Origin of the sequence: Shewanella oneidensis MR-1 (assembly GCF_000146165.2) — a bacterium.
GTDB lineage: Bacteria > Pseudomonadota > Gammaproteobacteria > Enterobacterales > Shewanellaceae > Shewanella > Shewanella oneidensis.
Window position 1 is genome coordinate 310398 of the sequence record NC_004347.2, and the last position, 22306, is coordinate 332703.

General features: G+C 46.5%; 20 protein-coding genes. 10 read left to right on the forward strand and 10 right to left on the reverse strand.

Features of this window, described 5'->3' with window-relative positions; all coding sequences use genetic code 11:
- Window positions 1-778: 778 nt before the first annotated feature.
- Together SO_RS01475 and SO_RS01480 are read right to left on the reverse strand one after the other, a co-directional pair.
- Window positions 779-2416 (reverse strand): BamA/TamA family outer membrane protein, encoded by a 1638-nt coding sequence (locus tag SO_RS01475; protein ID WP_011070676.1) that lies wholly within the window; start codon window positions 2414-2416, stop codon window positions 779-781.
- Between the two features lie 174 nt (window positions 2417-2590).
- Window positions 2591-3811: a threonine/serine exporter family protein gene (locus SO_RS01480; protein ID WP_011070677.1), complete on the reverse strand. Its 1221-nt coding sequence runs from the start codon at window positions 3809-3811 to the stop codon at window positions 2591-2593.
- 155 nt (window positions 3812-3966) lie between these two features.
- On the opposite strand from SO_RS01480, the gene SO_RS01485 reads away from it, so the two are divergent.
- Window positions 3967-4365 carry an MAPEG family protein gene (locus SO_RS01485; RefSeq protein WP_011070678.1) on the forward strand — a complete coding sequence of 133 codons (399 nt, stop codon included), beginning with the start codon at window positions 3967-3969 and terminating at the stop codon, window positions 4363-4365.
- Window positions 4366-4578: 213 nt separating this feature from the next.
- Window positions 4579-6939 (forward strand): YgiQ family radical SAM protein, encoded by a 2361-nt coding sequence (locus SO_RS01490; protein ID WP_011070679.1) that lies wholly within the window; start codon window positions 4579-4581, stop codon window positions 6937-6939.
- A 207-nt stretch (window positions 6940-7146) separates the two neighbouring features.
- Here the strand turns inward: SO_RS01490 and SO_RS01495 are convergent, their stop codons facing one another.
- From SO_RS01495 to speFL, 4 genes are all read right to left on the reverse strand, one after another.
- Window positions 7147-8301, reverse strand: coding sequence for a porin (locus SO_RS01495; protein WP_011070680.1), 1155 nt, complete (start codon window positions 8299-8301; stop codon window positions 7147-7149).
- Window positions 8302-8425: 124 nt separating this feature from the next.
- A complete protein-coding gene (potE, locus tag SO_RS01500; protein WP_011070681.1) occupies window positions 8426-9745 on the reverse strand; it encodes a putrescine-ornithine antiporter in 1320 nt (439 codons plus the stop codon).
- 83 nt (window positions 9746-9828) lie between these two features.
- Window positions 9829-11991, reverse strand: a complete 2163-nt coding sequence (gene speF, locus SO_RS01505; protein WP_011070682.1) for an ornithine decarboxylase SpeF — start codon at window positions 11989-11991, stop codon at window positions 9829-9831.
- A 309-nt stretch (window positions 11992-12300) separates the two neighbouring features.
- The gene (gene speFL / locus SO_RS23480; RefSeq protein WP_367303096.1) at window positions 12301-12417 is read right to left on the reverse strand and encodes a leader peptide SpeFL; all 117 of its coding nucleotides are present in this window, start codon (window positions 12415-12417) and stop codon (window positions 12301-12303) included.
- Window positions 12418-12886: 469 nt separating this feature from the next.
- Here speFL and SO_RS01515 point away from each other — a divergent pair, with 469 nt between their 5' ends.
- From SO_RS01515 to SO_RS01540, 6 genes are all read left to right on the forward strand, one after another.
- Window positions 12887-13435: a YbhB/YbcL family Raf kinase inhibitor-like protein gene (locus SO_RS01515; RefSeq protein ID WP_011070683.1), complete on the forward strand. Its 549-nt coding sequence runs from the start codon at window positions 12887-12889 to the stop codon at window positions 13433-13435.
- Window positions 13436-13452: 17 nt separating this feature from the next.
- Entirely contained in the window at window positions 13453-14211 is a 759-nt protein-coding gene (locus tag SO_RS01520; RefSeq protein WP_011070684.1) for a helix-turn-helix transcriptional regulator, read from the forward strand.
- A 31-nt stretch (window positions 14212-14242) separates the two neighbouring features.
- Window positions 14243-14593, forward strand: coding sequence for a YkvA family protein (locus tag SO_RS01525; RefSeq protein WP_011070685.1), 351 nt, complete (start codon window positions 14243-14245; stop codon window positions 14591-14593).
- 178 nt (window positions 14594-14771) lie between these two features.
- Window positions 14772-16166 carry a DUF1232 domain-containing protein gene (locus tag SO_RS01530; protein ID WP_011070686.1) on the forward strand — a complete coding sequence of 465 codons (1395 nt, stop codon included), beginning with the start codon at window positions 14772-14774 and terminating at the stop codon, window positions 16164-16166.
- A 1-nt stretch (window position 16167) separates the two neighbouring features.
- Complete coding sequence (locus SO_RS01535) at window positions 16168-17205, forward strand: acyltransferase family protein (RefSeq protein WP_011070687.1); 1038 nt, start codon at window positions 16168-16170, stop codon at window positions 17203-17205.
- Between the two features lie 84 nt (window positions 17206-17289).
- Window positions 17290-17904, forward strand: a complete 615-nt coding sequence (locus tag SO_RS01540) for a hypothetical protein (RefSeq protein WP_164925589.1) — start codon at window positions 17290-17292, stop codon at window positions 17902-17904.
- A gap of 99 nt (window positions 17905-18003) precedes the next feature.
- Here the strand turns inward: SO_RS01540 and SO_RS01545 are convergent, their stop codons facing one another.
- From SO_RS01545 to SO_RS01560, 4 genes are all read right to left on the reverse strand, one after another.
- Entirely contained in the window at window positions 18004-18585 is a 582-nt protein-coding gene (locus SO_RS01545) for a YSC84-related protein (RefSeq protein ID WP_011070689.1), read from the reverse strand.
- 138 nt (window positions 18586-18723) lie between these two features.
- On the reverse strand, window positions 18724-19656 hold the full coding sequence (locus tag SO_RS01550) for a hypothetical protein (RefSeq protein WP_011070690.1): 933 nt from the start codon (window positions 19654-19656) through the stop codon (window positions 18724-18726).
- A gap of 54 nt (window positions 19657-19710) precedes the next feature.
- Complete coding sequence (locus SO_RS01555) at window positions 19711-20112, reverse strand: nitrous oxide-stimulated promoter family protein (RefSeq protein WP_011070691.1); 402 nt, start codon at window positions 20110-20112, stop codon at window positions 19711-19713.
- 104 nt (window positions 20113-20216) lie between these two features.
- Window positions 20217-20576, reverse strand: coding sequence for a DsrE/DsrF/TusD sulfur relay family protein (locus tag SO_RS01560; RefSeq protein WP_011070692.1), 360 nt, complete (start codon window positions 20574-20576; stop codon window positions 20217-20219).
- A gap of 251 nt (window positions 20577-20827) precedes the next feature.
- On the opposite strand from SO_RS01560, the gene SO_RS01565 reads away from it, so the two are divergent.
- Together SO_RS01565 and SO_RS01570 are read left to right on the forward strand one after the other, a co-directional pair.
- Window positions 20828-21751, forward strand: coding sequence for a hypothetical protein (locus SO_RS01565; protein ID WP_011070693.1), 924 nt, complete (start codon window positions 20828-20830; stop codon window positions 21749-21751).
- 245 nt (window positions 21752-21996) lie between these two features.
- Window positions 21997-22302: a hypothetical protein gene (locus SO_RS01570; protein WP_164925590.1), complete on the forward strand. Its 306-nt coding sequence runs from the start codon at window positions 21997-21999 to the stop codon at window positions 22300-22302.
- Window positions 22303-22306 lie beyond the last annotated feature (4 nt).

Sequence of the window (22306 nt, forward strand, 5' to 3'; positions counted from 1 at the left end):
AACAAGCCCGATGCTGGTTGTTGACACTTTATTATGCAAATAGCTGATTGAGATAAAGATCGGACAATCATAACTTTTCTTCCTTAAAAAATTGGCCAATAACATTAGAGTCAAAGGAATACGCCATCTCCTTGGAGAGCCGCGGGGTATTAGTGTTTGTTGCGTAATCTAGGCGTCGTTGTTTTCGTGCAACTGATCCCTAGCGAAATAGACAATGTCAGTATGATGTATGAAACATCATTGGCCATGCACTTCACGCCCTAGTCAATTAGCCTAAATTAACGAGCCATCCATCGTTAAATTTACACGGTGCATGCTTGTAAGAAGGGATTCAGATTACTGTAGGGGTTGGCAAGATTAAGCACTGTCATGGAAGTGACCATCCGTGACATGGATGTCACGGTCGAGCACACAGGGATGTGCTTGCTGCGTGTCACTGGAATGACAGTGCTTAATCGTTGAACTAGAAAAAAAGATCGGACTGGCATAACTTTTCTTCCTTAAAAAATTGGCCAATAACATTAGAGTCAAAGGAATACACTATCCCCTCGGAGATGCCGCAGGGCATTGGCGTTCGTTGCGTTATCTAGGTATGGTTGTTTTCGTGCAGCAGATCCTTAGCGAAATAGAAAATGTCAGTAGAGACGGCTTACTATTGTGTGCCCAGCTAATGTGGCGAAATATAGGCTAAAACGGATAATGCGAGCCAAAGAGAGCGCCTATTCGGCCAAAGAGTTGAATCGCTAAGGCCGATAGTCTGTTAACCCAACCACTTCACTTAAAAGCTTTGTTTGACTAAGAAGCGCCATTCCCAGCTGTTGACTGAATCTCCACCCGTGTAAGGCACTGAAAAGTCGATATGGGCGACGTTGCCGTAACTGGAGCGGGAGGAATAAATTCGTGCGCCAATGCCGATGCTACCGAGCGGGCCGCTGACCTCGTTATTGGCCGCTAACGGGCCACCGGAGGCTTGGCCAATATCGGTAAAGACAGCCCAGCCGAGTTCGGCTAATTGGTACAAGTTGATATTGGGATAGTTGCGGATTTCGGCGGTCAATGACCATTGATTATCTCCTTGTTGATATTCGTTGGGATAACCGCGCACACCAGTTTCATCCCCAAGCCCTTTGGTGAGGTCGAGGTAAGTATTGTTCGACAGGCTCGCCCACGCTTTACCATAGCCAGTCCATTTAGGATTGATTTGATAGAAGTATTCCGCTTGGACGCTGGCTTGATAACTGTCTTTTTGAGTGGTGCCTAGGGTGCTGGTGGCGCCCATTGCCAGTAGCCAGAGATGTTCATCAAATTTATAACCGCGGCTGGTTTGCCATTTTACATGGTAACCCACGGGCTGATTGTCGCGGATATCATTGGTTTCGATACCGAGTTGAATGTAGTGGTGCCAGCCTAAGTTAAAGTCTTCGTTATTACGGATCAGATGCACGTTATTGAGTATGTGGAAATCATCTTGAACATATTCATAGGCAACCCAGGGATACATAAAATCCCGGTCCTGCGGTAATTCAGCGTTAGGGTAAATTGCTGAATGGGCAAATTCGTGTCTGTCTTGTGTCACGCCTGTAATCACGCGGGATAGATGATCATTATTGCGATTGATTAACCAGCCATATTGCAGCTTAAGGTAATCGACTGCATGGGCATATTCGTTTATGTCTTCACCATTTTGTCGCAGGGTGTCGGTGCGGCTGTCATCTAAATATTCCGCCGAGTACATGGTTTCAGTATTCAATGAATAGAAAGGCTTACTTACGTACACATGCTTAGCTTGGCCGTCGCTATTATCGTAAAACTCGGCGGCAACAATGCCGTGATCGATAAAACTGACGGGGGCTTCAAAGGCAAATTTATAACCCGTGCGCGACTCGTCGGATTGATACTTTAAGCGGGTACGAATACCGGTACCGAAGAGGTTGTCTTCTTTTACCCCAAAGGAAAAGCGAGTATCACCTCCTGAGCTACCAAAACTGGCGGTTGGCAGTAGCGACCAGTTATCCCAAGTTTCGATAATGATGGACTCGTCGTTGGGCTGCACATCGGCCTGCGGATCTTTCTCGCTAAAATAGACTTTTGCATCGCGAATATAGGGTTCTGCGCGCAGTAAACGTTGTGATTCATCGAGATCTTTTTGGGTGACTGTATCGTTTTCACTAAAGGTCAGTTTGTCGCGAACCACATATTCCTTGGTATTGATATGTAAATAGTTTGCCCAGCGGTGGATAAAAAACGCATCGGGGTCGGATTCATCGAAGATTGGGTTGCTCACCACCACAATCTTACTCACCTTTTTAGGGGCTTTATCCGTGGTGGTTTTGGGCACAGCTTCATCCGCTCTGGCTAGGCTGACGAGGCCACAGAGGCAACAAGGAATAAGCGCATACTGGGTAAACTTTTGCATAAAAGCCACTCCCGCAAAATGGATAGCAGCAGGCTAAGACTCTGCTGCGTTTCACAATTTAATAACACACGGGATACGACAATTAGTCAAGTAAACATTTTAATAAGATTATGATTTTACATAAGGTTGTTTTAAGAATCGGGCCGGAGTTGGCGCCAGCCCTAGGGGGAGCGGTTATAGCGTACGCCTTGGTGGCACCACGACGTTAGCAAAAATCAGTCCGGCGATAAGCGACATAAAAATCAAAAAAATCTGCGAGCCAATATGGGACTGGTTAAGCATGGTTTCACCCGATATTAGCGCATTAAGGCCAATATAGGTTTTACTGCCGGGGACTAAGATAACGATCCCTTGCAGGAGCGCAATCGAGGCTGGTGCCTTCATCCAGCGGGCATAAAGATTGGAGTAAACCCCCACAGCTAAGGCGCCGAAAAAGATCCCAACCGAATCCCCAAAAAAGTGTCCGCCTAACATCGCAGAGAAAAACGCGACAATCCCTGCCAGCACGCCCCAAGGTGAATCTTGCATGCGCGCTTTAAAGATAAACACTAAGGCCATTGAGAGAATGGGGACTGCCGACCAAATCGCCCAGCGGGGCAAGCCTTCTGGTTCGATATAAATCGCTTCGCCAAACATCGCTTTACCTATCGCCATGCCGAGCACTGCACCAAAATACAGCTTAAACAACAGCATACTGGCGTCCATGATCCGCGCCGTGCCCGAAATCAAGTCGCGGGCGGCCAACTCCGCAAGCCCCAAGGTTAAGGCTAAACCGGGAATAAAGATGATGATCGAGGAGAGGATCACCACTGGAATATTAATATTGGGATCAATACGCGCAATCGCGCAGGCGACAATGGCGCAGACGATAGTTGCAAAGGGCTCTAACACTTCAGCCATACGGCTCGAACGTTCGGCGCGGTAAACAAAGCCATAAACTAATAAGCCTAATAAGCCTGACCAAAAGACATCGTTCCACCCTGTGCCCATCAGCATAGCAAAGGCCGCTGCCGAGGTGCCAAAGGAAAAACACGTTAAAACTGGACCATAGGGGTTGGGTTTATTGGCAATTTCCTCTAGCCTGTCTAAGGCTTCGGTGAGCGTGCGTTTGCCCGAGGTGAGTTCATCCACCAGTTCATCGGTGCGGGCGAGGGAGCCTAAATCCAACTCACCGGGTTTTACCCGCGCAACATGGTTATATTCTTGATCGGTATCGTGTTGTAGTACGAAGGTCATCGAGGTTGGCGAGATTAAAAAATACCCTTCGATGCCCAGTGTCCGAGAGACGGTTTGTAGATGGGTTTCAAGACGATAAGCGGGGGTGCCAAACTTATGTAAAGCCTTGCCTAGCTTAATGATAAATTTACGCTTTTCGAGAAACTGTTCGTTATCCAATCGGGGTATTCACTGTATAAAAAGTTGTAAGAAATTGCGCGCGCATATTAACCTATCTCGTCACTAAAAGGTTAATGGCTTTTAACCTTAATACAAATAAATTGCTGAATTTGTGCGGTGTATGCCGCAGTTGTGTTAATTAAAAGGGAGTTGCTATGCCGTTAATTGTTACAGGATTTTACGCCAGCTTGACGGGATTGTTGATCGTCGCTTTAGCGTATCGAGTGGTGAAAATAAGAAAAAGCCAAAAAATCGGCATCGGCGATGGTGGTAACAATGCCTTGGTGCTGGCGGACAGAGTGCATGCGAATCTGATTGAGAATGCGCCCATCGTATTGATTTTAATGCTGGTGGCTGAGGCGGGTGGCTTAGCGCATTTCTATTTGCATTGCTTTGGTACCGTGTGGATTGTGGCGCGTTTGCTCCATGCTATCGGCCTCACGCAAGGCAAAGGAGGTTATCATTTCGGGCGTTTTTGGGGAGTATTACTCACTTGGTTAGTGACTCTTTCGCTCGCGCTGGTCAACTTAGTGCATTTTGCCCAAAGTATGTAAGCGTAAGGATAGGGCAATCGCAGTCTACGCCATGTCCTTAGGCACTTTAGGGGTATTAAGCGCATTGGCGCAAATACCCCTAAAAACACCTCGGCTGCTGCTTTTTTAATCGCGCTTATCCCTGTTTGCCTGCTATACTCCGCGTCCCTAAATCGGTGCGGTCTGTTTTTTGCTCGCACCTTTGTTTGACATTACGTTTTTGGGTCAAAATCGATGCAAGTTGAATCCACATTGTTTAGCCATCCCAAGTATTGGGCCGAATGCTTTGGCACAGCGCCTTTCTTACCTATGTCCCGCAAGGAGATGGAGAAATTGGGCTGGGATAGTTGTGACATCATTATTGTCACTGGCGATGCCTATGTGGATCACCCCAGTTTTGGCATGGCGGTGATTGGCCGCATGTTAGAAGCCCAAGGCTACCGCGTTGGGATTATTGCCCAGCCCGATTGGTCGAGCAAAGATGCCTTTATGCAGCTGGGTCGTCCGAATCTATTTTTTGGCGTTACCGCCGGCAATATGGATTCAATGATCAACCGTTACACCGCTGATCGCCGTATCCGCAGCGATGATGCCTACACTCCCGGCGATGTGGGCGGTAAGCGTCCCGACCGCGCAGTCACGGTTTATACCCAGCGTTGCAAAGAAGCCTTTAAAGATGTGCCCGTGATTATCGGCGGCATCGAGGCGAGTTTGCGCCGTATCGCGCACTATGATTATTGGTCGGATAAAGTCCGCCGCAGCGTGATTTTCGATGCCAAGGCCGACATTTTAATGTACGGCAACGCCGAGCGTCCGTTGGCCGAAGTGGCGCGTCGTTTAGCGGCGGGCGAAGCAATTGCGGATATCCAAGATGTGCGCGGTACAGCGGTGATCCGTAAAGAACCTATGCCCGAATGGCGTGGGATGGACTCACGCAAAATCGATCAGTTACACAAAATTGATCCTATCCCCAATCCCTATGGGGCCGACGATGTGGGCTGCGCCAATTTATCTGGCCCATCGGATGCAAAAATTTTCGATAACGATGCGCCAAAGCCTATCAGTGTGCAGCCGCCGCGCCCTAAGCCATGGGATAAAACCTATGTGCTGCTGCCGGCCTTTGAAAAGGTGTCTGAAGACAAATACTTATATGCCCATGCCTCGCGGATTTTGCACCAAGAGCAAAACCCGGGTTGTGCGCGAGCGTTGTTCCAGCCCCACGGTGACCGTGGCGTGTGGGTGAACCCGCCAGCTTGGCCGCTCAATACCGACGAAATGGATGCCGTGTTCGATTTACCCTATAAACGGGTGCCGCATCCTGCCTACGGTAAGGAAAAAATCCCCGCCTATGACATGATCAAAACCTCGATCAACATCATGCGCGGTTGCTTTGGTGGCTGTTCATTCTGCTCGATTACCGAGCACGAAGGCCGGATTATCCAGAGCCGTTCGCAAGAATCGATTATCAAAGAAATCAAAGATATTCAGGATAAAGTGCCCGGTTTTACTGGGGTGATTTCTGACTTAGGTGGCCCTACCGCCAACATGTATCGCCTTGGCTGTACTAGCGAAAAAGCGGAGAAAACCTGTCGCCGTTTATCCTGTGTGTATCCATCGATTTGCGGCCATTTAGGCACAGACCATAAACATACCATCGACTTGTACCGCGCCGCTCGCGCTGTGCCCGGCATTAAGAAAATCTTGATTGCTTCGGGTGTGCGTTACGACTTAGCGATTGAAGATCCTGCTTATGTCAAAGAGTTAGTCCAGCACCATGTGGGCGGCTATTTAAAAATCGCCCCTGAGCATACCGAAGAAGGGCCGCTCAGCAAGATGATGAAACCCGGCATGGGCGCCTACGATAAGTTTAAAGAGCTGTTCGATAAGTTTTCTAAGGAAGCGGGTAAAGAGCAGTTCCTGATCCCTTATTTTATTTCGGCGCATCCGGGCACGACCGATGAGGATATGTTAAACCTCGCGCTCTGGTTGAAGGAACGTAAGTTTAAGCTCGACCAAGTGCAAAACTTCTACCCATCACCGATGGCGAATGCGACGACTATTTATCACACTGAGCTGAACTCGCTGAAAAACGTTAAGCACACCAGTGAAGTGGTGCCAGTGCCGAAGAAGGGCCGCCAGCGCCGCTTGCATAAGGCGCTGCTGCGTTACCACGATCCAGCAGGTTGGCCGATTATCCGTGAAGGCTTGATTGCCATGGGGCGTGAAGATTTGATTGGTAACAGCCCGAATCACCTCGTGCCGCCAGAAGGGCGCAACGAGCGTGGCCCTAAATGGATGAAGGATGCCAACCAAGGGCAAAAAGCCCTGACACGCTTCTCGGGTAATCAGTTTGATGAGCGTAAAGGCAAAGGCGATGCCAAGGGCAAACCGAGCGCAAGCAAGCCTAAGGGACCAAAGTCTGGGGCGAATGCGCCGCAAAGTCAGCAGCCTAAAACCAGCCGTCCTGGAGCTAAGGCGCCATTTGGTCAGTCGGGCTTTAAGGGCAAAGCTGAGCAGGGGAAAGCGGGTCAAAATAAGGCGGGTCATCAAGGGCGTGCGGGTAAAGCCTCTTCTGGCCGTCAGCAGGCCAAGTAGTAATAAGTTGCTCGTCAGCGAAAAATGCCACTCCAGTAAACCGATTTGGAGTGGCGCAGAGATGATGGTAAACCAGCGGTACCATCCAATGAGTGTGTGGCGAGCGTTTGTAGACGGAACGTGCGCCGCACTCCGGTCTCAAATGGGCTCACGGGTATGAGGAACGTGAGCTATTAGCCCTCAATGTACGCCTAAGATTTTCCATCCCTAAAAGAAGTAGTTAATCCCAACGGCAAAGCCGTTATCTTCCTGCGCTTCGAGCGCAGCATCATCCATGTTACTGAAATTCAACTTCATTTCTGCAAACATCACAGTGTCGTTACTGTAACGATAATGCAGCCCTAACATGGCGAATTGGCGGGTCCATTTGCCTTGGATGGGCGTATTGGCGTCTGTGTCTAGGTCGAGATAGCTCAGGACAATCATGGGCACAAAGCCATTGTCGAATTGATAGGCCGTCATCAGCTCGGCACCCGTGGCATCGTAGAGATCGCCGCCGACCAGTTCATTGTTTTTACTTTTATGGGCGTTAAAACCGACATACAGACCACTCGCTTCACGATTATCGGCATAGTGATAATAGTCACCGTACATGGCACCAATTCCGACAATTTCATTGGTTTCATCGACTTGAGTGTTACCTAGGTGGCCTTCAAAGTCGCCACGGTTAACGCCGGCGAGCAATTTAAATTTGTCGGTTAGCGAGTAGGTTAGACTAGCGCCGTAACTGCTGTCGAAATTGAGTTTTGAATTCACCATCTCGCTGCCGTCATCGTTTTTCAAGGTGACATCACCATTGGTTTTGGCGGCGTATTGCAGGGCGATTTGCACAGGGCCAAAATTATTGCGGTAAATAAAGGCGGAGTCGGCGCGGCCTGTTCCGGTTAAACCGCCATCGCTAAAGGCATAGGCGCCGACACTATATCCGGCGAAGACGTTCGGTAAGTCCGTGGTGCCTGCCACATCGTAGTAAGCGCCCCATTGTTTACCAAAGCTGAGGCTACCCCATTTATCGTGGGACATACCGACGTAACCTAAACGGTTGTAGAGGAAGTCTTCGGTTTTTTCGGCGGCGAGTTTACCACCTTGCATCACTAAACTGTCATCGCTGGATACCATGTTAATGCCCCATTCCGTGGTGGCAAAGGCGGTCCAGCCATTTCTCTCGCTGCGTTCAAAGCTAAATCGTACTCGGGAGGAGTCATCGATTACTGAGGTATCGTGACTGTCGTTGAGTGCCGCGAATCCTAACCAACCGCTTAAATCTAATGAGTTTTTTTGATCGTTATAGAGTTCAATCGCTTGGCTGTTGATGGCCACTAACAGCATGGGAAGCATTAATGCGATGCAGGTTTTTTTCATCATTCCACCGAAATTAGGCAAGTTTTGTCTGGGGACCTCAGGCTCTGTGGCTTAAGGTCCCTAATGACGGATTGCTGTTAAGTTTCTTATGTATTAACGGGTGAGACTCGCAGGGGCATTGTGCTCACGCCGCTTTAATCTCGACGCTTGGGGTTTTATTTGAGATCACCCCGTAGATAGTCCAGCCGAAGAAGGTCGCGATAGCGCCTAACATCACAGCTGTTTCACCAGAACTATAGAGGGCGTAGAAGCTATAAAGGGCACCGATAACCGCAATCACGTTGGCGACACGGGCTTTGTTTGCGGGCACTTTCAGTTGTTTTTGCATTACGCCTAGGGCTGCCATCGACAGGATATAAGGCACAATGTTAGTTACCACCGCAAGGTTAACGAGCGCTTCAAACTGTTTGCTCAGTGATGGGCTGATAGTCATCAAAGACAGCAGGGTTTGAATCGAAACAATAATGGTCATCCCCCAAATTGGTGCATCGGCTTTGCTGACTTTAGCGAACACTTTAGGGAAGAAACCTTCATCGGCAGAGGCTTTAAACACTTGCGCAATAGTAAACTGCCAACCGAGCAGCGAACCAGTACAGGAGATAATGGCGCAGGCCATCACGATTTTACCCACAACTGGGTTAAACATTTGCGCGAAAGCTAAACCAAAAGGAGCATTTGAGCTGGCAAGTTCAGCGTTGGGTACAATACCGGCAATCACGTTAGTGGAAACAATATAGATAAGTGCTGCACCTAAGGTTCCGCCCATTACGGCGATAGGAACATTTTTCTCTGGATTATCAACAGCCTCTGAGTTGGCGCAGGCAGATTCTAAGCCAAGAAATGCCCATAAGGTCATCGCGATTGAACCACCTAAGGCTTTGAAGAAAGGCATATCATGTGGGTTCCAAGCACCTTTATAGAGGTCAATATCAAACCAGAACCAACCGATCAATGACACGCCAATCACTGGCAGAATAATCCCCCACACGGTCACGCTACTCACGCGGCCAGTAATGCGAGCACCGCCAAAGTTTGCGACTGTGGCTAACCAAAGGACGCCAATAGTGGCAAGACAGATGGCCATAGGGCTTAAGTTAACTTCGAGTAATACGGCTGCGTAACCTACAGCGGAGATGGCGATGGCGACGTTGGCGATAAGTAGCGAAACCGCATAGGTGTAGTTCGCCATAAAGTTACCGCTGCGGCCAAAGGCATATTCGGCATAACCGCCCATCCCACCGGATTTTTTGCTGAACATACCGCATTTTGCAAATGCAAAGGCCAGCGCGGTTGAGCCTGCAGCGGTAACAAGCCAAGAAAGCACAGAGATAGTACCGACTTGTGCTAATTGGGTGGGCAGCATGATAATCCCAGAGCCCATCATATTCACTATGGTGATAATCGTTAATTGGACAACGCCAATTTTATTTTCTGATTTACTCATAATAATGACCTAATAATGTAATTCATTATAGAAGGTTGAAATTGACTGCAGAGCGGGGTTATTAACTCTGCAGTCAGGTTCAATTATTTATTTAACACATAACCTAAGGCTTGGATTTTTCCGTCAGGGGTGCTTTCGAGATAAACACCTTGTAATTCAGGGGAGAATCCGGGTAATAAGTTGATGCCTTCTTCGAGAGCTAAGAAATAACGTTGTACTGCGCCACCCCATATTTCACCTGGCACCATACATAACACCCCTGGTGGATATGGCAGGGCGCCTTCTGCGGCAATTCGACCTTCGATTTGCGACAGTGGCACTAATTCGACATTGCCACGAATAAATTCAAGATTGGCTTCCTGCGGGTCCATCACCTTGGTTGGGAAGTGAGCATGGCGGAACATTTCTTTTTGCAGTTGTTTTACGTCATGGCTGACATAAAGGTTGTGCATTTCTTGGCAGAGTTGGCGAATGGTGTAGTCTTTATAACGGGCTTTATTGGCGTTATAGACGTTTGGCAATACTTCCGATAATGGCGCATCTTCATCGACTAATTTCTCGAAGCGGGATATTTGCGACACTAAGTGCTGCATTTTTGCCATATCTTCCGCAGGTGTCATTAGGAATAATATCGAATTTAAGTCGCACTTCTCGGGAATAATATTATTTTCACGTAAGAAGTTAGCCAAAATAGTCGCTGGAATACCAAACTCAGTATATTTACCGGTTTCGGCATCAATACCTGGTGTGGTTAATAGGAACTTACAAGGGTCAACGAAATATTGGCCTTTTTCATAGCCCTCGAATGAGTGCCATTTTTGTCCTGGTTCAAATTCAAAGAAGCGCAAATCATCGGCCATTTGCTCGGTTGGGTAATCCTGCCATTGGCGGCCATCGATCATGCTGGGGATAAATGGCTTGATATACTTACATTTTTTAAGCAGTAACTTACGGGCTTCAATCCCGGCTTTGACGGCTTCACGCCACAGATAACGGCCGCTGGCACCTTCGTGCATCTTAGCGTTCACATCTAATGCGGCAAACAGTGGATAGAAGTGGCTGGTGGAGGCGTGCATCATAAAGGCATTGTTGAAACGTTTATGGTTGCAATATCTCGCTTGGCCTTTGATATGTTTATCTTTTTTATGGATTTGCGACGTTTGTGAGAAACCTGCCTGCTGTTTATGTACTGATTGAGTCACGATAATACCGGGATCTTCAGGCGTCAGTTCCAGCAGCAGTGGCGAGCAGTCATTCATCATAGGAATAAACTGTTCATAGCCAACCCAAGCCGAGTCAAACAGGATGTAATCACATAGATGACCAATACGATCAACCACTTGGCGAGCATTGTAGATGGTGCCGTCGTAGGTGCCGAGTTGGATAATCGCTAAACGGAACGGGCGTTTTTCATCGGCACGTTCTGGTGCAACTTCGCGAATTTGTTCCCTTAAATAAGCTTCTTTGAAGCAGTGGGCGTCGATACCGCCAATAAAGCCGAAGGGGTTACGGGCGGTTTCTAAGTAAATCGGTGTTGCGCCGGCTTGAATTAACGCACCATGGTGGTTGGATTTGTGGTTATTACGGTCGAATAATACTAAATCACCTTTAGCAAGCAGCGCATTGGTGGCGACTTTATTCGAGGAGGAAGTGCCGTTAAGCACAAAGTAGGTTTTATCGGCGTTAAAGACTTTTGCCGCATATTTTTGTGCATCCAGTGGTGCACCTTCGTGGATTAACAGATCACCGAGTTTTACGTCAGCATTACACATGTCGGAGCGGAAAATGGTTTCGCCAAAGAAATCGAAAAATTGGCGACCTACGGGATGTTTACGAAAGAATTGTCCGCCCTGATGGCCTGGGCAGGCAAAGGTGGAGTTACCCATTTCGACGTATTTTTTCAGAGTGCCAAAGAAGGGCGGTAATAGAGCTTGCTCATATTTCTTGATAGCGGTTTCGACCTGCTTACCATAGAAATCGGTATTGCTACCGCAGAGTTCAAATACCCCGGTAATCGAGGAACAAATATCATCTGGGAAGGTTTCTTCGCAGCAAACTGATACGAAAATAGGCAGTTTTAATCCGGTATTTTTAATTTTTTCAACAATACCATCTTTAACATCATCAACAGAGACTACAGCCGCACCCACATCGCAAAAATCAGTGGTTAATACATTGACAACTTCTCTGTCTATATCAAAACAAGATCTAACAGATAAGCTTGCGGCAACTTTTAATGATTTCATCGTTAATTTCCTTTTTACTTTAAAAAGCTTTGGATACAACAATGCCTATACCTAATTAAATATATTAATGGCATTAAAATTAGATATGGCTATTCCGCGTGCAGATATGATGAGGCAATAAGTCGCTTTAGAATAAAATAAATAGATTTATTCCAAGTGAGTGACTTAGCCGCAGTTTTACTGCACTAACAAAAATGCTTTGATTTGAATGCGAGACAATAAGCCTTGTAAAACAGTAAAGTAAGTGCATAAGCCTATAATGGCAATACCACTTTTGACCTGTTAATTGGCCTACTACCTACGCGAAGATTAGCGAAGGAAGATAAATGAATGGTCGAAATAGTCACGTTGGCTAGGCATCATGATATGTCTAGTACGTCGGATATGTGCCATGATCTTAGATTTCCTCTTCATATACAACTCCATTATGAAAGTAGAGAAAATTATTGGTTTTTATTACGGGGTGGATTTTATCTGTGTGTTATCAATAAAAATATGATCCGTGTCTTATTTTTAATTAACTGTAATTATTTATTTCAATGTTTTTATAAAAATAAATACAGTCAATCATCCTTAAGTATCATTACCTAAATAACGAAAGTAAATATTGTCAGTTTATCTTTTAAATTAAAAAATGCATAAATTAATAAATAATAAATATCTAATTACTCTCTAAATACTGTGTTAATTCATTTTGAAATTTATAAAGCACGCCATGTTTGCATAAAAATGCAGATATAGCCTTTACAAAATCACTTGAGTGCTTAAAGATGGCAAAAAGCGTACTCTTTTTCTCAAATTTGAGCATTTAGGGAAGAAACTTGGCGTTTTGAGGCAGGTTTGTTACTTAAGACTGACGTAAATTAATCCTGTTACCTATCTAAAGGAGATAATGATGATGAATTTACATAAGTGGATAGTAGGAATTGGTTTATTTACCGCGGTATTAGGGTCGGCTCAAGCCATGACCTTATCGAGCAAAGATATTGGCGAAGGTCAGTTATTATCCAATCAATTTGTTTTTAATGGCTTTGGTTGCACGGGTGAGAATATTTCCCCCCAACTTGCTTGGCGTGATGCCCCTGAAGGTACGAAAGCCTATGCGGTGACGGCGTATGATCCCGATGCGCCCACGGGCAGTGGCTGGTGGCATTGGGCCGTCTACAATATTGGTGGCGATCAACAGCAATTAGCGCAAGGTGCTGGCTCTAAGCACAATGGCCTACCTAAGGGGGCGATTGCGCTAAAGAATGATTTTGGCACTACCGACTTTGGCGGCGCCTGTCCGCCACAGGGGCATGGAATGCACCGATATGAGTTCACAGTGTGGGCATTACCTAATCCATTGGAATTGCCAAAGGATGCCTCACCCGCACTGTTGGGATTTATGCTCAGGGCGCAGGCTTTGGGTAGCGCTAAGTTGACTGCTGTCTACCACCGCTGATATTGCAGGGCTGATGTATGATCCGCATGTTTGAATATGACTCGAAACTGGCGCAACCACTTTCACGGGTACCAGTGCATCAGCCCTCGATTATTCGGGTGATCCAAGGGGAGAAGTCGTTGCTTTGGCAAGATGATGCGCTATCAGTCAATGCTGACCAATTGCTGTTATTGCCCGCTGGTACGCATATCAGTTTTGTGAATCGTCCGATGGGCGGGCGCTATCGAGCGGTGCAGTTACTCTTGCCCTACGAGTTACCGTCTGGCGTGATACTTGCGCCAACCGATAGGACAATGTCTAAACCTACCCAAGCTATTTCGCGCTCGGTTGATTTTGCTTGGAATGCGTTATTGCATAGCCTAACGTTAGCGTTGCCAACATCGGTGCAGATGCACTATTTAGCCGCATTACTGTTAAGTTTGCCGCAGCAAAGTAGCGTGAATTGGCTTTATGGGCATAAGCAATCGAGTGTCACTCAAGCCGTATTGGCGATACTGAGCCAGCATCCTTCAGCTCAATGGCAGCAAGAACAGCTCGCCGAAAAGTTACATATGAGCAGTGCTAGCTTAAGGCGTAAACTGGTGCAGGAAGACACCAGCTTTAGGCAATTGCTCGCCGAAGTGCGTTTGTGTCAGGGGTTAGCGCTGTTGCAAAACTCTAGCGATTCAGTTTTGCAAGTCGCATTGTCTTGTGGTTACTTGTCAGCAGAAAAATTCTCGGCACGCTTTAAACAAGCTTTTGGCCTGACACCTGCCGCATATCGCCGTACACTGTGAGCGGTAACTATCGCTAAATTGGGGAGTAAATATGGCAGAAGAGCAATTTACCGAAACAGGTTTTTGGAACAAAATCAAAATTTTTGGTCGCCAAGCAGGGCGTGAGGTAGTTGAACGTGCCTTGTGGCTTTACTATGCGGCGCAAAAGCCCAATACCCCCAAATGGGCTAAGTCGGTTATTTTTGGGGCGCTGGCGTACTTTATCTCACCTTTAGATGCAATCCCTGATCTGACGCCGTTAGTGGGCTTTACCGATGATTTAGGTGCTTTAGCCGCTGCGCTGACCATGGTAATGCTTTATATCGATGATGAGGTAAAATCCCAAGCTGCGGCTAAGTTAGCGCTGTGGTTTGGCGATGAGCCGACTACGCCTAAGTCCTAATGCCGAAGTGCAATGAGCCTTAAATGCTAAAAATATGATTTTATTCGTGGATAATGAACAGGCGTTGGCCTAGTTTTTTGAGGGGAAAAATATTTTTGGTTAAACGTTTCACTATTACGGCATTGCGCTATATGCTAGCGCTGTTTTGTGAACCCATTGTGTGTGTTTAGGCAAAGAAATGAAAAATATTATGGCGGTGATCCTGTGGTGTTTAGGAGTCTCTGCCGCCACTCCTGTGTTCGCCGATAAGGCCTCGCCAGAACAACTCGCTCGTCTATACCTCGATTTTATGGCTCAAACCAGTCGCCAAAGTGAAGCTCTGTGGCCGGGATTTCGTCTCGACGATAAAGTGCACCTCTTCAGTTATGCGGGCAACGTTTGGTTACGTCAGCCTGGCGGTGAGATTGTTCAAGATAACAGTGTATTAGAGTCAGTTAATCTGCACTCTGGCCTATCGATTAATTTTGGTTTTCCCCAATATCAAGGGCAGGCAGGTGTGCTGATCCAGCTCGAGTCTCCCACGATTCAATTTGATAGCACAACCAAAACCGCCGATTTACCTTTTGTGATTTGGGCTGGCAACAGTGTGCATGAGGCGTTTCATTTTTATGCCCAGTCAGAGTGGCGCGTGTTAGAAGATACTCGCCGTTACGAGGGGGAGGTGTATCCGCTTAATCTGGATGCGCGTTATTCCCGTTTACAGTTATTCAATGCGTTAATCTCGGCCTTAAAACAACCTGAGCAACAGGCGTTGTACTTAGGCCATGCTGCCTATTGGCTGCAGTTATGGCGTCAAACGGCACCTAACGAAGATAAAATCAGTTATGTAAATGACTTGATTGAAGGCAGTGCAAAATACGTTGAGTTAATTGCGGGGGCACGTTTTTTGAGTCAAAACCAAACCTACCTCGGTTACCAGCAGATACTGCTGCGATATGTACAGGATTACTATCAGCAGCAGCAAATGCTCGGCGGATGGACGGTTGAGGCCGAGAATATCGGTGCGCTTGCGGGAGTGTTGTTAGATAGCACTCAAGATGCCAATGTGTGGAAAGAGTCGGTGATGTCGGGCATGTTGCCGGTGGATTTGCTACTCGGGCGTATTAAGCCGATTGCGCCAGTTGGACAAGATTCGGTGCAGAAGAAACGTCTGCAAGACATGCTGTCCTACTATCCGGCAACGCAACAAAAGTTGGCCCAACTACTCAAGGATGTTCAGGATCCTAAAGTGCCATTATTAGTGATTCCGAGCGTGAGTGATAGCAGCAGTTTTATTGATGTGGGCGCAGTTCGCTCTGGGTTTTATGTGGTGCCCTATCAAGAGGATGTGACCCAGGCCTATTTAGGGATGAGCGCACAATTTAGCAACTTAAATGTGAGTGGCAGTCCCTTGTTGGATGTGCCTTTGCAAAATTATTGTGAGGGCATTGAAGCCGCAACTCTGTTACCTTTGGGGTTTACCTTCCAACGAGAAGGTCAGTATCTGGTGTTCAATGAGCCGGAAATCCATGGAACAATAAGGGTTTCTGCAAGTGTTGTTGAGGGAAGAACTCTCTACTGTGCGATGAATTAATATGAGAAAAAATCAGCTCGAATTTACCTACATGCGTGGCATAGCGATTATTTTTATCGTGCTTGGTCATAGCATCTATAACTCTGGGGAAGGGTTTCCTGTACTACTAGAAAATTTGCTGAGGGGGGGCACTGCGTTATTTGTGTTTATCTCAGGTTATTTTTTCCATCGAATTTTTTATAAGGACTTTGATTACGGTAAGTTTATGAAGAATAAAGTACAAAACGTACTTTATCCCTTCTTATTTGTTTCCATAGTAGGCCTATTCTGCTTGAGTTTACGCTGGGTTTTTATGGAGCATCAATCGCTTGAACAAGTGCTGCTCAGCATTTTTTATACCGTGCGAAACGGTTACATTTTGTATCCGCACTGGTATATCCCTTTTATCATGGCGGTATTTTTATTCTCACCAGTATTTTTGTGGTTTATCCGTTGTTCGCAGCAGATGCGTTGGACGTTATTCGTATTGAGTTGTGTGGTGGCTATCCTGCTTCACAGGCCTATAGGTAACGTCAACTTTATCCATTCTGTGGTGTACTATTTACCTTTCTATTTGATTGGTATTTTATACTCCCAAGATGAACATATAGTGACGCGCTATGGCTCTATATTGAGTGCGTTAGCAGGGATTTTCCTCGTTGTGAGTTTGGTTGAACAGAGTTACATAGTGCAGCACGTAGGTAATTACCATAAAGCGCCCTTTGAATATAACGGCATCGACTGGCAGTTTATCCAAAAACTGAGTCTGTGCGTCTTAGTGCTTAACTTCTGTGATTGGTTGTCACAACGTAGCCGCTTACCTTGGCTTATCGAAACCGCAGAGATGAGTTTTGCGATTTTCTTTATTCATCCACTCTTCGATATGCTGTTTAATACCACTGCAACAATATTCCGTTATCGTTTCCCTCCTGATTCATGGGTTACTAGCATATTGTTTTCGTTTGGTATTTTCCTATTTCTTATGGTGAGCAGTATGATGACGGCGCGCCTGATTAAAAAACGTTTAGGCAACCGTTCTCGCTTGTTTATCGGTTGGTAATGCTTCACAAAATTGCTATACCAACACAGGGGAATTAAGTTTAAATTTATTCCCCTGTGTTAGCGTGTTTTCATCAAATTTGCCATGGAAAACAGCATGCCCCCCATTCTTCTTACCCGATTCGGGCTCCTTAGCCTGTTTATTGCCACGCCAGTATTGGCCAATCCTGCGCCTGAGCATTCACTTGCAAAAGAGCAAGATAGCTTTTTTACTCAGCTGGCCGCCCATTGTGGTAAAGCGTTTGCGGGTAAAGTCGTCTCAAAGGACGGCGCTGATGCGGCTTTTCGTGATAAATCATTAGTGATGCATGTGCGAGAGTGCAGTGATACTGAGCTAAAAATTCCTTTCCATGTGGGTGATGACCACTCCCGTACTTGGGTGATCACGAAAACGACTCAGGGCTTAAGATTAAAGCATGATCACCGCCATCAAGATGGGACTGAAGATAAAGTCACTATGTATGGCGGCGATACCATGACAGCGGGTACGAGTCAAAAGCAATCATTTCCTATTGATCAAGAATCGATTGCCAACTTTATCCAAAATGGTCTAAACCAGTCAGTCACCAATGTGTGGCATATGGAGGTTACTCCCAGCACATTTAGCTACTTGCTAACTCGTGCAAACCGCCATTTTCAGGTGGATTTTGATCTAAGCCAACCACAGCCTTTACCGCCAGCGCCTTGGGGGCATGAATAGGCTAAACCGATACTAAAACTAATACAAAACCTCTGCATCTTTCGATAGCAGAGGTTTTTTTATCAGGAAAAGATCAAAAAACTTAGTAGATCAAAAAACTTAGTTCCCCCTCGGCTCGAAGCTGAAGGATTGTCCCGCCAGTGCGGCCTCAAACATCAACCCGCCTTTCGCTACCGTGAAGACCGCCATGCCATTGATATAGGCTGCGGTGGCCGATTGATTGCCACCGGCTTGACCTGCCCCTGCGGAATTCCCTGTGGTACCCGCTTTGGCATTGGCGCCCATATTAATGGCAACGGCTGAAGCTTGGGCATCGAATTCAAAGCTGCCACTGGTGAACTCATTGTAGGATTTGGCATCCTTAAAGAAGATAATCTCACTATAGGCTTGTCCACCTAATTGGAATCCAATGGAGAGCTGGGTCAGGCTTGAGTCTCCCATATATTGACCAGCTTGAAAGACCTGACCTTTTCCATAGGCCGCACCAATCCCAATCCCGCCCTTGCCAACAGTGGGAAAGATGGCATAACCATAGGCGGTATCAAAAAACTTGCGGGTTTCCTTGGCTTGGTGAAAGTTCTTTAAAGCCTCTGTGTAACTGTCATCCGCTTGCACAGCTGGCGTCATCAAGCTGGCAATCAAGCAGGTTGATGCGGCTATAAGGGATAAAAATGATTTCATGGCGTTCCTTCCTTAATTTCTCGTTCTATCAGACTACCCTGTGTTGCCACAAATGACAGCCTAAAGCTGCGTTAATGTCAGCTCAGATTCAGTTTATGCAGCGACATATGCTGCTTGTTTTGATAACGCTGTGGCGATTTAGTTCTTAATCTCTGGAGGGGGATTGGCTATTTTATCTGAACTATCGTTCGATTCCTGCTGTACTTTTTGAATAAACTCAAACTCTTCTGGCGTTAGTATCACCGAGGATTGAATTTCAGCCTTAGGCTGTGGTGCAGATAAATGCCCTTTTAAGTAGGCGGTGCGAGTGATCTGCTTAAGACCGTAGGCAGCAAGCAGGTAAAAGCTTAACAGTAAGCTTAAGCGCGGTAGGGCTTGGGATAGGGGTAAAACGGTGTCCCCTAAATAAAAGGGCAGTACTACCAGAAATACGCGCAGTAGCCAGTTAAATAACATGGCTAGAGTGAGGCCGAATAACCAGCGAAAGCGGATGACTCTTAAGGCGTCCTGTGGCGTATCGCTGATTAGCTGTTGATGTAATTTATATTGTTTAAGTAGCCGCCAGAGAGCGGCAAAGTAGGCTGCTGTTTGGATAAATAGCAGTAACGGCAGCACTAAACTCCAGTGGCTGAGGTCGATATCCTGCCGATAATTAAAGAATTCTGTCTGAAACTCAACGGCATTTTTATGTAAATTTAGCCGTAAAATGATGTCCAGCACCGCGAGCAATAACGTGATGATAGCTGGCCAATAATGCCATGAAAACCCAATAGGTTCAGTGCGTTGCTCTAAGCTACGTTTGCAGTAGAGATAGAGTAATGGCATGAGTAAAAAATAAATTGGGGTGATCAGGTTAAATAACACATGGATAGGAATTGGCGTATTTTCGTGGTTGAGCATACCAGTCAGAAAATAAAAGGCGACGAGACTGAGAAAACCCGCCAGCAGCTTTTGATTACTGCCCGAATGATAGAAGTAGCGAATATAAATAGCTAACGCGAGGCAATGTAAGCCACCAAATAGGGATAACCACCAATAGGCTTGAGCAAAAAACGTATCAAATTGGTTCATTTTGTCACCTCGACGTTCTGTTATAGCAGGGAAACTCGAGGCGAAAAAGCGTTCCTAGGTATTTTTCTGTGAAATGGCGATGCGTTGATGGCGGTTTGAGGCCGCTTCGGGCACAGATGTTGGCACGGGATGGCGTTCTGCCAGTAAGTGTTTGATTGCACGAATGGGATGCGGTAACAGCATTCTCGGGCCTGCGAAAATCATGATCTGTTTTACCTGCGCTTTTTGCGCGGGCTTGTAACAGTGCACTGGGCACTTATTGCAGGTAGGTTTCTCTTGTCCGTAGGGGCAGCGGTCGAGACGAACGGCTGCATAGTCTAATAGCGCAACACAATCGGTGCACAGACCTGATTCCGTTTGTTCTTGGTGTTTGGCCTGACAATAAATTTTGGCCATCGCGCTAATGGTTTGATGCTCGTAGCGCAGTTTACCTGTGAGTAGGGTCGCTGAATTCATGGGAATACCTTAGTCTGTGACTCGGATAATCCCATCATAAGCAGCAGCGCAGGCTTGTTCAAAACGTAAGTATCAATTTATGAAGGTGCGCACAAAATAAGACTTTAAATATGCATCACCTTATCGGCATCAAGTGTCCAGCGGGTAAGATCCTGCAAAGTACCAATTTGAGTGCCTTCAATAAGCATTGCGGTACTGACGCCCCTTGCTTGAGCGCAGGTTTTGCATAGTAAAACAGGGACTTGTTGGGCACTTAGGATCTCAAACATTTGTTGCAAGTTATAGCTTAAATCAGGAGTTGTTTGATGTTTAAGCGCACCAAATACGGCATCAGACATTAAAAATATTTTTAGATCAACAGCTTGGTCAGTTTGATCCTTGAGTGCTAAGGCAATACGTAGGCTGTTAAACAGTTTCTCTGTACCGTAAGGACTGGCATGGGCAACAATAAGAATTTTTTGCATTAGGCTTTCCTTAATTTTGCAAACAGTGATAGCGCCTCATAGTCTAGCCGAATTGATCATATAGATTTGCGTGCAAGATCGGATAAAACGGCATAAATACTTGATTTATTCAGACACAATGGACTTTAATAGCGATTAATCTCTGCTCGATTTTTGGACAAAACCTCTTGCCAACCATAGATAACTCCCCCGGTGTGGCAAGCCAACAGAAATAGCTTCAGACTGGAAGCTGCCATAAAAGGTGAAGAAGAATGAAGGTCATTGTCGTTTTTATACTGATCGCAATCGGAGTGTTTTTATTTGTTCGGGCCCAGCGTTTAGCGAGGGAAGAGCAAGCGGCAATGATGGCGAAAAAAACCTCTGATAACGCAGTGGATATGACCACTTCGCCACAAGCAGTCGAGCCTACGCAAGGCGTTGACATCCCTTCTAAAACAGATACCTCAATTGATACTAAATCCCTTGAAGCCGAGCTGATGCCAAGACAGACTGAGACCAACCTTGGGCGTGTCGAGATGGTTGAAGATATTATCGATGTGGATGTTCCCGCCGAAACGAACGAACAAAGCGTGATTATCTTAGCCGATGCCAGCAAAGAAACGCTGAAAGCCGACGATGTTACAACACCTGTATCCACGCAGGCTGCTATCCTAGCGGCAAGTGCGGCAGTGGTAAAAGTAGAGTCTGCTGCATCATCAGCTACAGTCGAGGTGAGTAGCGGGAGTCTTTCTGATGGGGCGAAGCAAGATTCAGCGAAAAGTGTTCCGCAGCTTGTGACGCCTGGCCCATGGGCGAATGTAACACTTCAGCGTGCGGTAGAAGAATACCAAGGTGCAGAGACGGAATTGACGCGCTATAACGCCCTACTGAACGTGATTGCAGAATGTTATAAGCAGCGAAAATCAACCGAATATGTAGAGTATGGGGCAGCACTTGCTACGCTTTTCCTCGAATTGTTCCACAGGGCGAGCGCCACAAAACCTAAAGAGACTGAGCTTAAAACTACAGGATTTTTGCAGTTAGCAACACTGCTAAATGATACACAAGCCTTTGATCAAGCAATTGAACTCTGTAAGGAGGCTATTGCGCTTGGATTAACCGATGGCACAGTCACTGGATACGAAGGCCGTATCAGCCGTATTGAGAAGGCACAGGCAAAAGCCGCAACCGCGTAATAGCGATAGTGTGAATCGCTATGTTGTCCTGACAGAGCGTGAAGGGGCGATAGGCACAAGCTTGTTAGTTCAAGCCTCAAAAGCCCTTAACCTAAAAGCGGTTATTTAACAGCTAAAAGCCGTGTAGAATTCACAGACTTAATGCGCAAAAGGCGAACTAAGGTTCGCTTTTTTTATGGGCTATTTTTATGAATGGTATTGCTCAATCCTGTTATCACTCCGCCAAGGTCAGGTGTTCCTTGGCAATGTTGGTTATTTGTCTCACCCTTGGATTAAGTGGTTGCACTAAAACGCCCGAGTGGACGTTATTCTATTACCCAGAACTAAGTGTGCTGCCAGATGCACCATTACAACCCGATACAATTAATGGCTATTACGACACGCTTGAACAGTGTCAGAGTAAAGCCCATGGCCTACAACGTTTGACTCGCTCCGGCATGAATGGCTTTGATTCTGACGCTAATCGTAATGGCGCCGGCGTTTACCAATGTGGCCAGCAGTGTGAGTTAAACGACCAGTCAGTGCTGATATGTAAGCAACTCACTCAATAGGACG

Bases quoted from the DNA above. Each gene is read 5' to 3' on its own strand.
- SO_RS01545 (WP_011070689.1), bottom strand. From the start codon at position 18,585: ATGAAATCATTTTTATCCCTTATAGCCGCATCAACCTGCTTGATTGCC.
- SO_RS01520 (WP_011070684.1), top strand. From the start codon at position 13,453: ATGATCCGCATGTTTGAATATGACTCGAAACTGGCGCAACCACTTTCA.
- SO_RS01570 (WP_164925590.1), top strand. From the start codon at position 21,997: ATGTTGGTTATTTGTCTCACCCTTGGATTAAGTGGTTGCACTAAAACG.
- SO_RS01565 (WP_011070693.1), top strand. From the start codon at position 20,828: ATGAAGGTCATTGTCGTTTTTATACTGATCGCAATCGGAGTGTTTTTA.
- potE (WP_011070681.1), bottom strand. From the start codon at position 9,745: ATGAGTAAATCAGAAAATAAAATTGGCGTTGTCCAATTAACGATTATC.
- SO_RS01540 (WP_164925589.1), top strand. From the start codon at position 17,290: ATGGAAAACAGCATGCCCCCCATTCTTCTTACCCGATTCGGGCTCCTT.
- speF (WP_011070682.1), bottom strand. From the start codon at position 11,991: ATGAAATCATTAAAAGTTGCCGCAAGCTTATCTGTTAGATCTTGTTTT.
- SO_RS01475 (WP_011070676.1), bottom strand. From the start codon at position 2,416: ATGCAAAAGTTTACCCAGTATGCGCTTATTCCTTGTTGCCTCTGTGGC.
- SO_RS01525 (WP_011070685.1), top strand. From the start codon at position 14,243: ATGGCAGAAGAGCAATTTACCGAAACAGGTTTTTGGAACAAAATCAAA.
- SO_RS01495 (WP_011070680.1), bottom strand. From the start codon at position 8,301: ATGAAAAAAACCTGCATCGCATTAATGCTTCCCATGCTGTTAGTGGCC.
- SO_RS01485 (WP_011070678.1), top strand. From the start codon at position 3,967: ATGCCGTTAATTGTTACAGGATTTTACGCCAGCTTGACGGGATTGTTG.
- SO_RS01555 (WP_011070691.1), bottom strand. From the start codon at position 20,112: ATGAATTCAGCGACCCTACTCACAGGTAAACTGCGCTACGAGCATCAA.
- speFL (WP_367303096.1), bottom strand. From the start codon at position 12,417: ATGGAGTTGTATATGAAGAGGAAATCTAAGATCATGGCACATATCCGA.
- SO_RS01535 (WP_011070687.1), top strand. From the start codon at position 16,168: ATGAGAAAAAATCAGCTCGAATTTACCTACATGCGTGGCATAGCGATT.
- SO_RS01560 (WP_011070692.1), bottom strand. From the start codon at position 20,576: ATGCAAAAAATTCTTATTGTTGCCCATGCCAGTCCTTACGGTACAGAG.
- SO_RS01550 (WP_011070690.1), bottom strand. From the start codon at position 19,656: ATGAACCAATTTGATACGTTTTTTGCTCAAGCCTATTGGTGGTTATCC.
- SO_RS01490 (WP_011070679.1), top strand. From the start codon at position 4,579: ATGCAAGTTGAATCCACATTGTTTAGCCATCCCAAGTATTGGGCCGAA.
- SO_RS01530 (WP_011070686.1), top strand. From the start codon at position 14,772: ATGAAAAATATTATGGCGGTGATCCTGTGGTGTTTAGGAGTCTCTGCC.
- SO_RS01515 (WP_011070683.1), top strand. From the start codon at position 12,887: ATGATGAATTTACATAAGTGGATAGTAGGAATTGGTTTATTTACCGCG.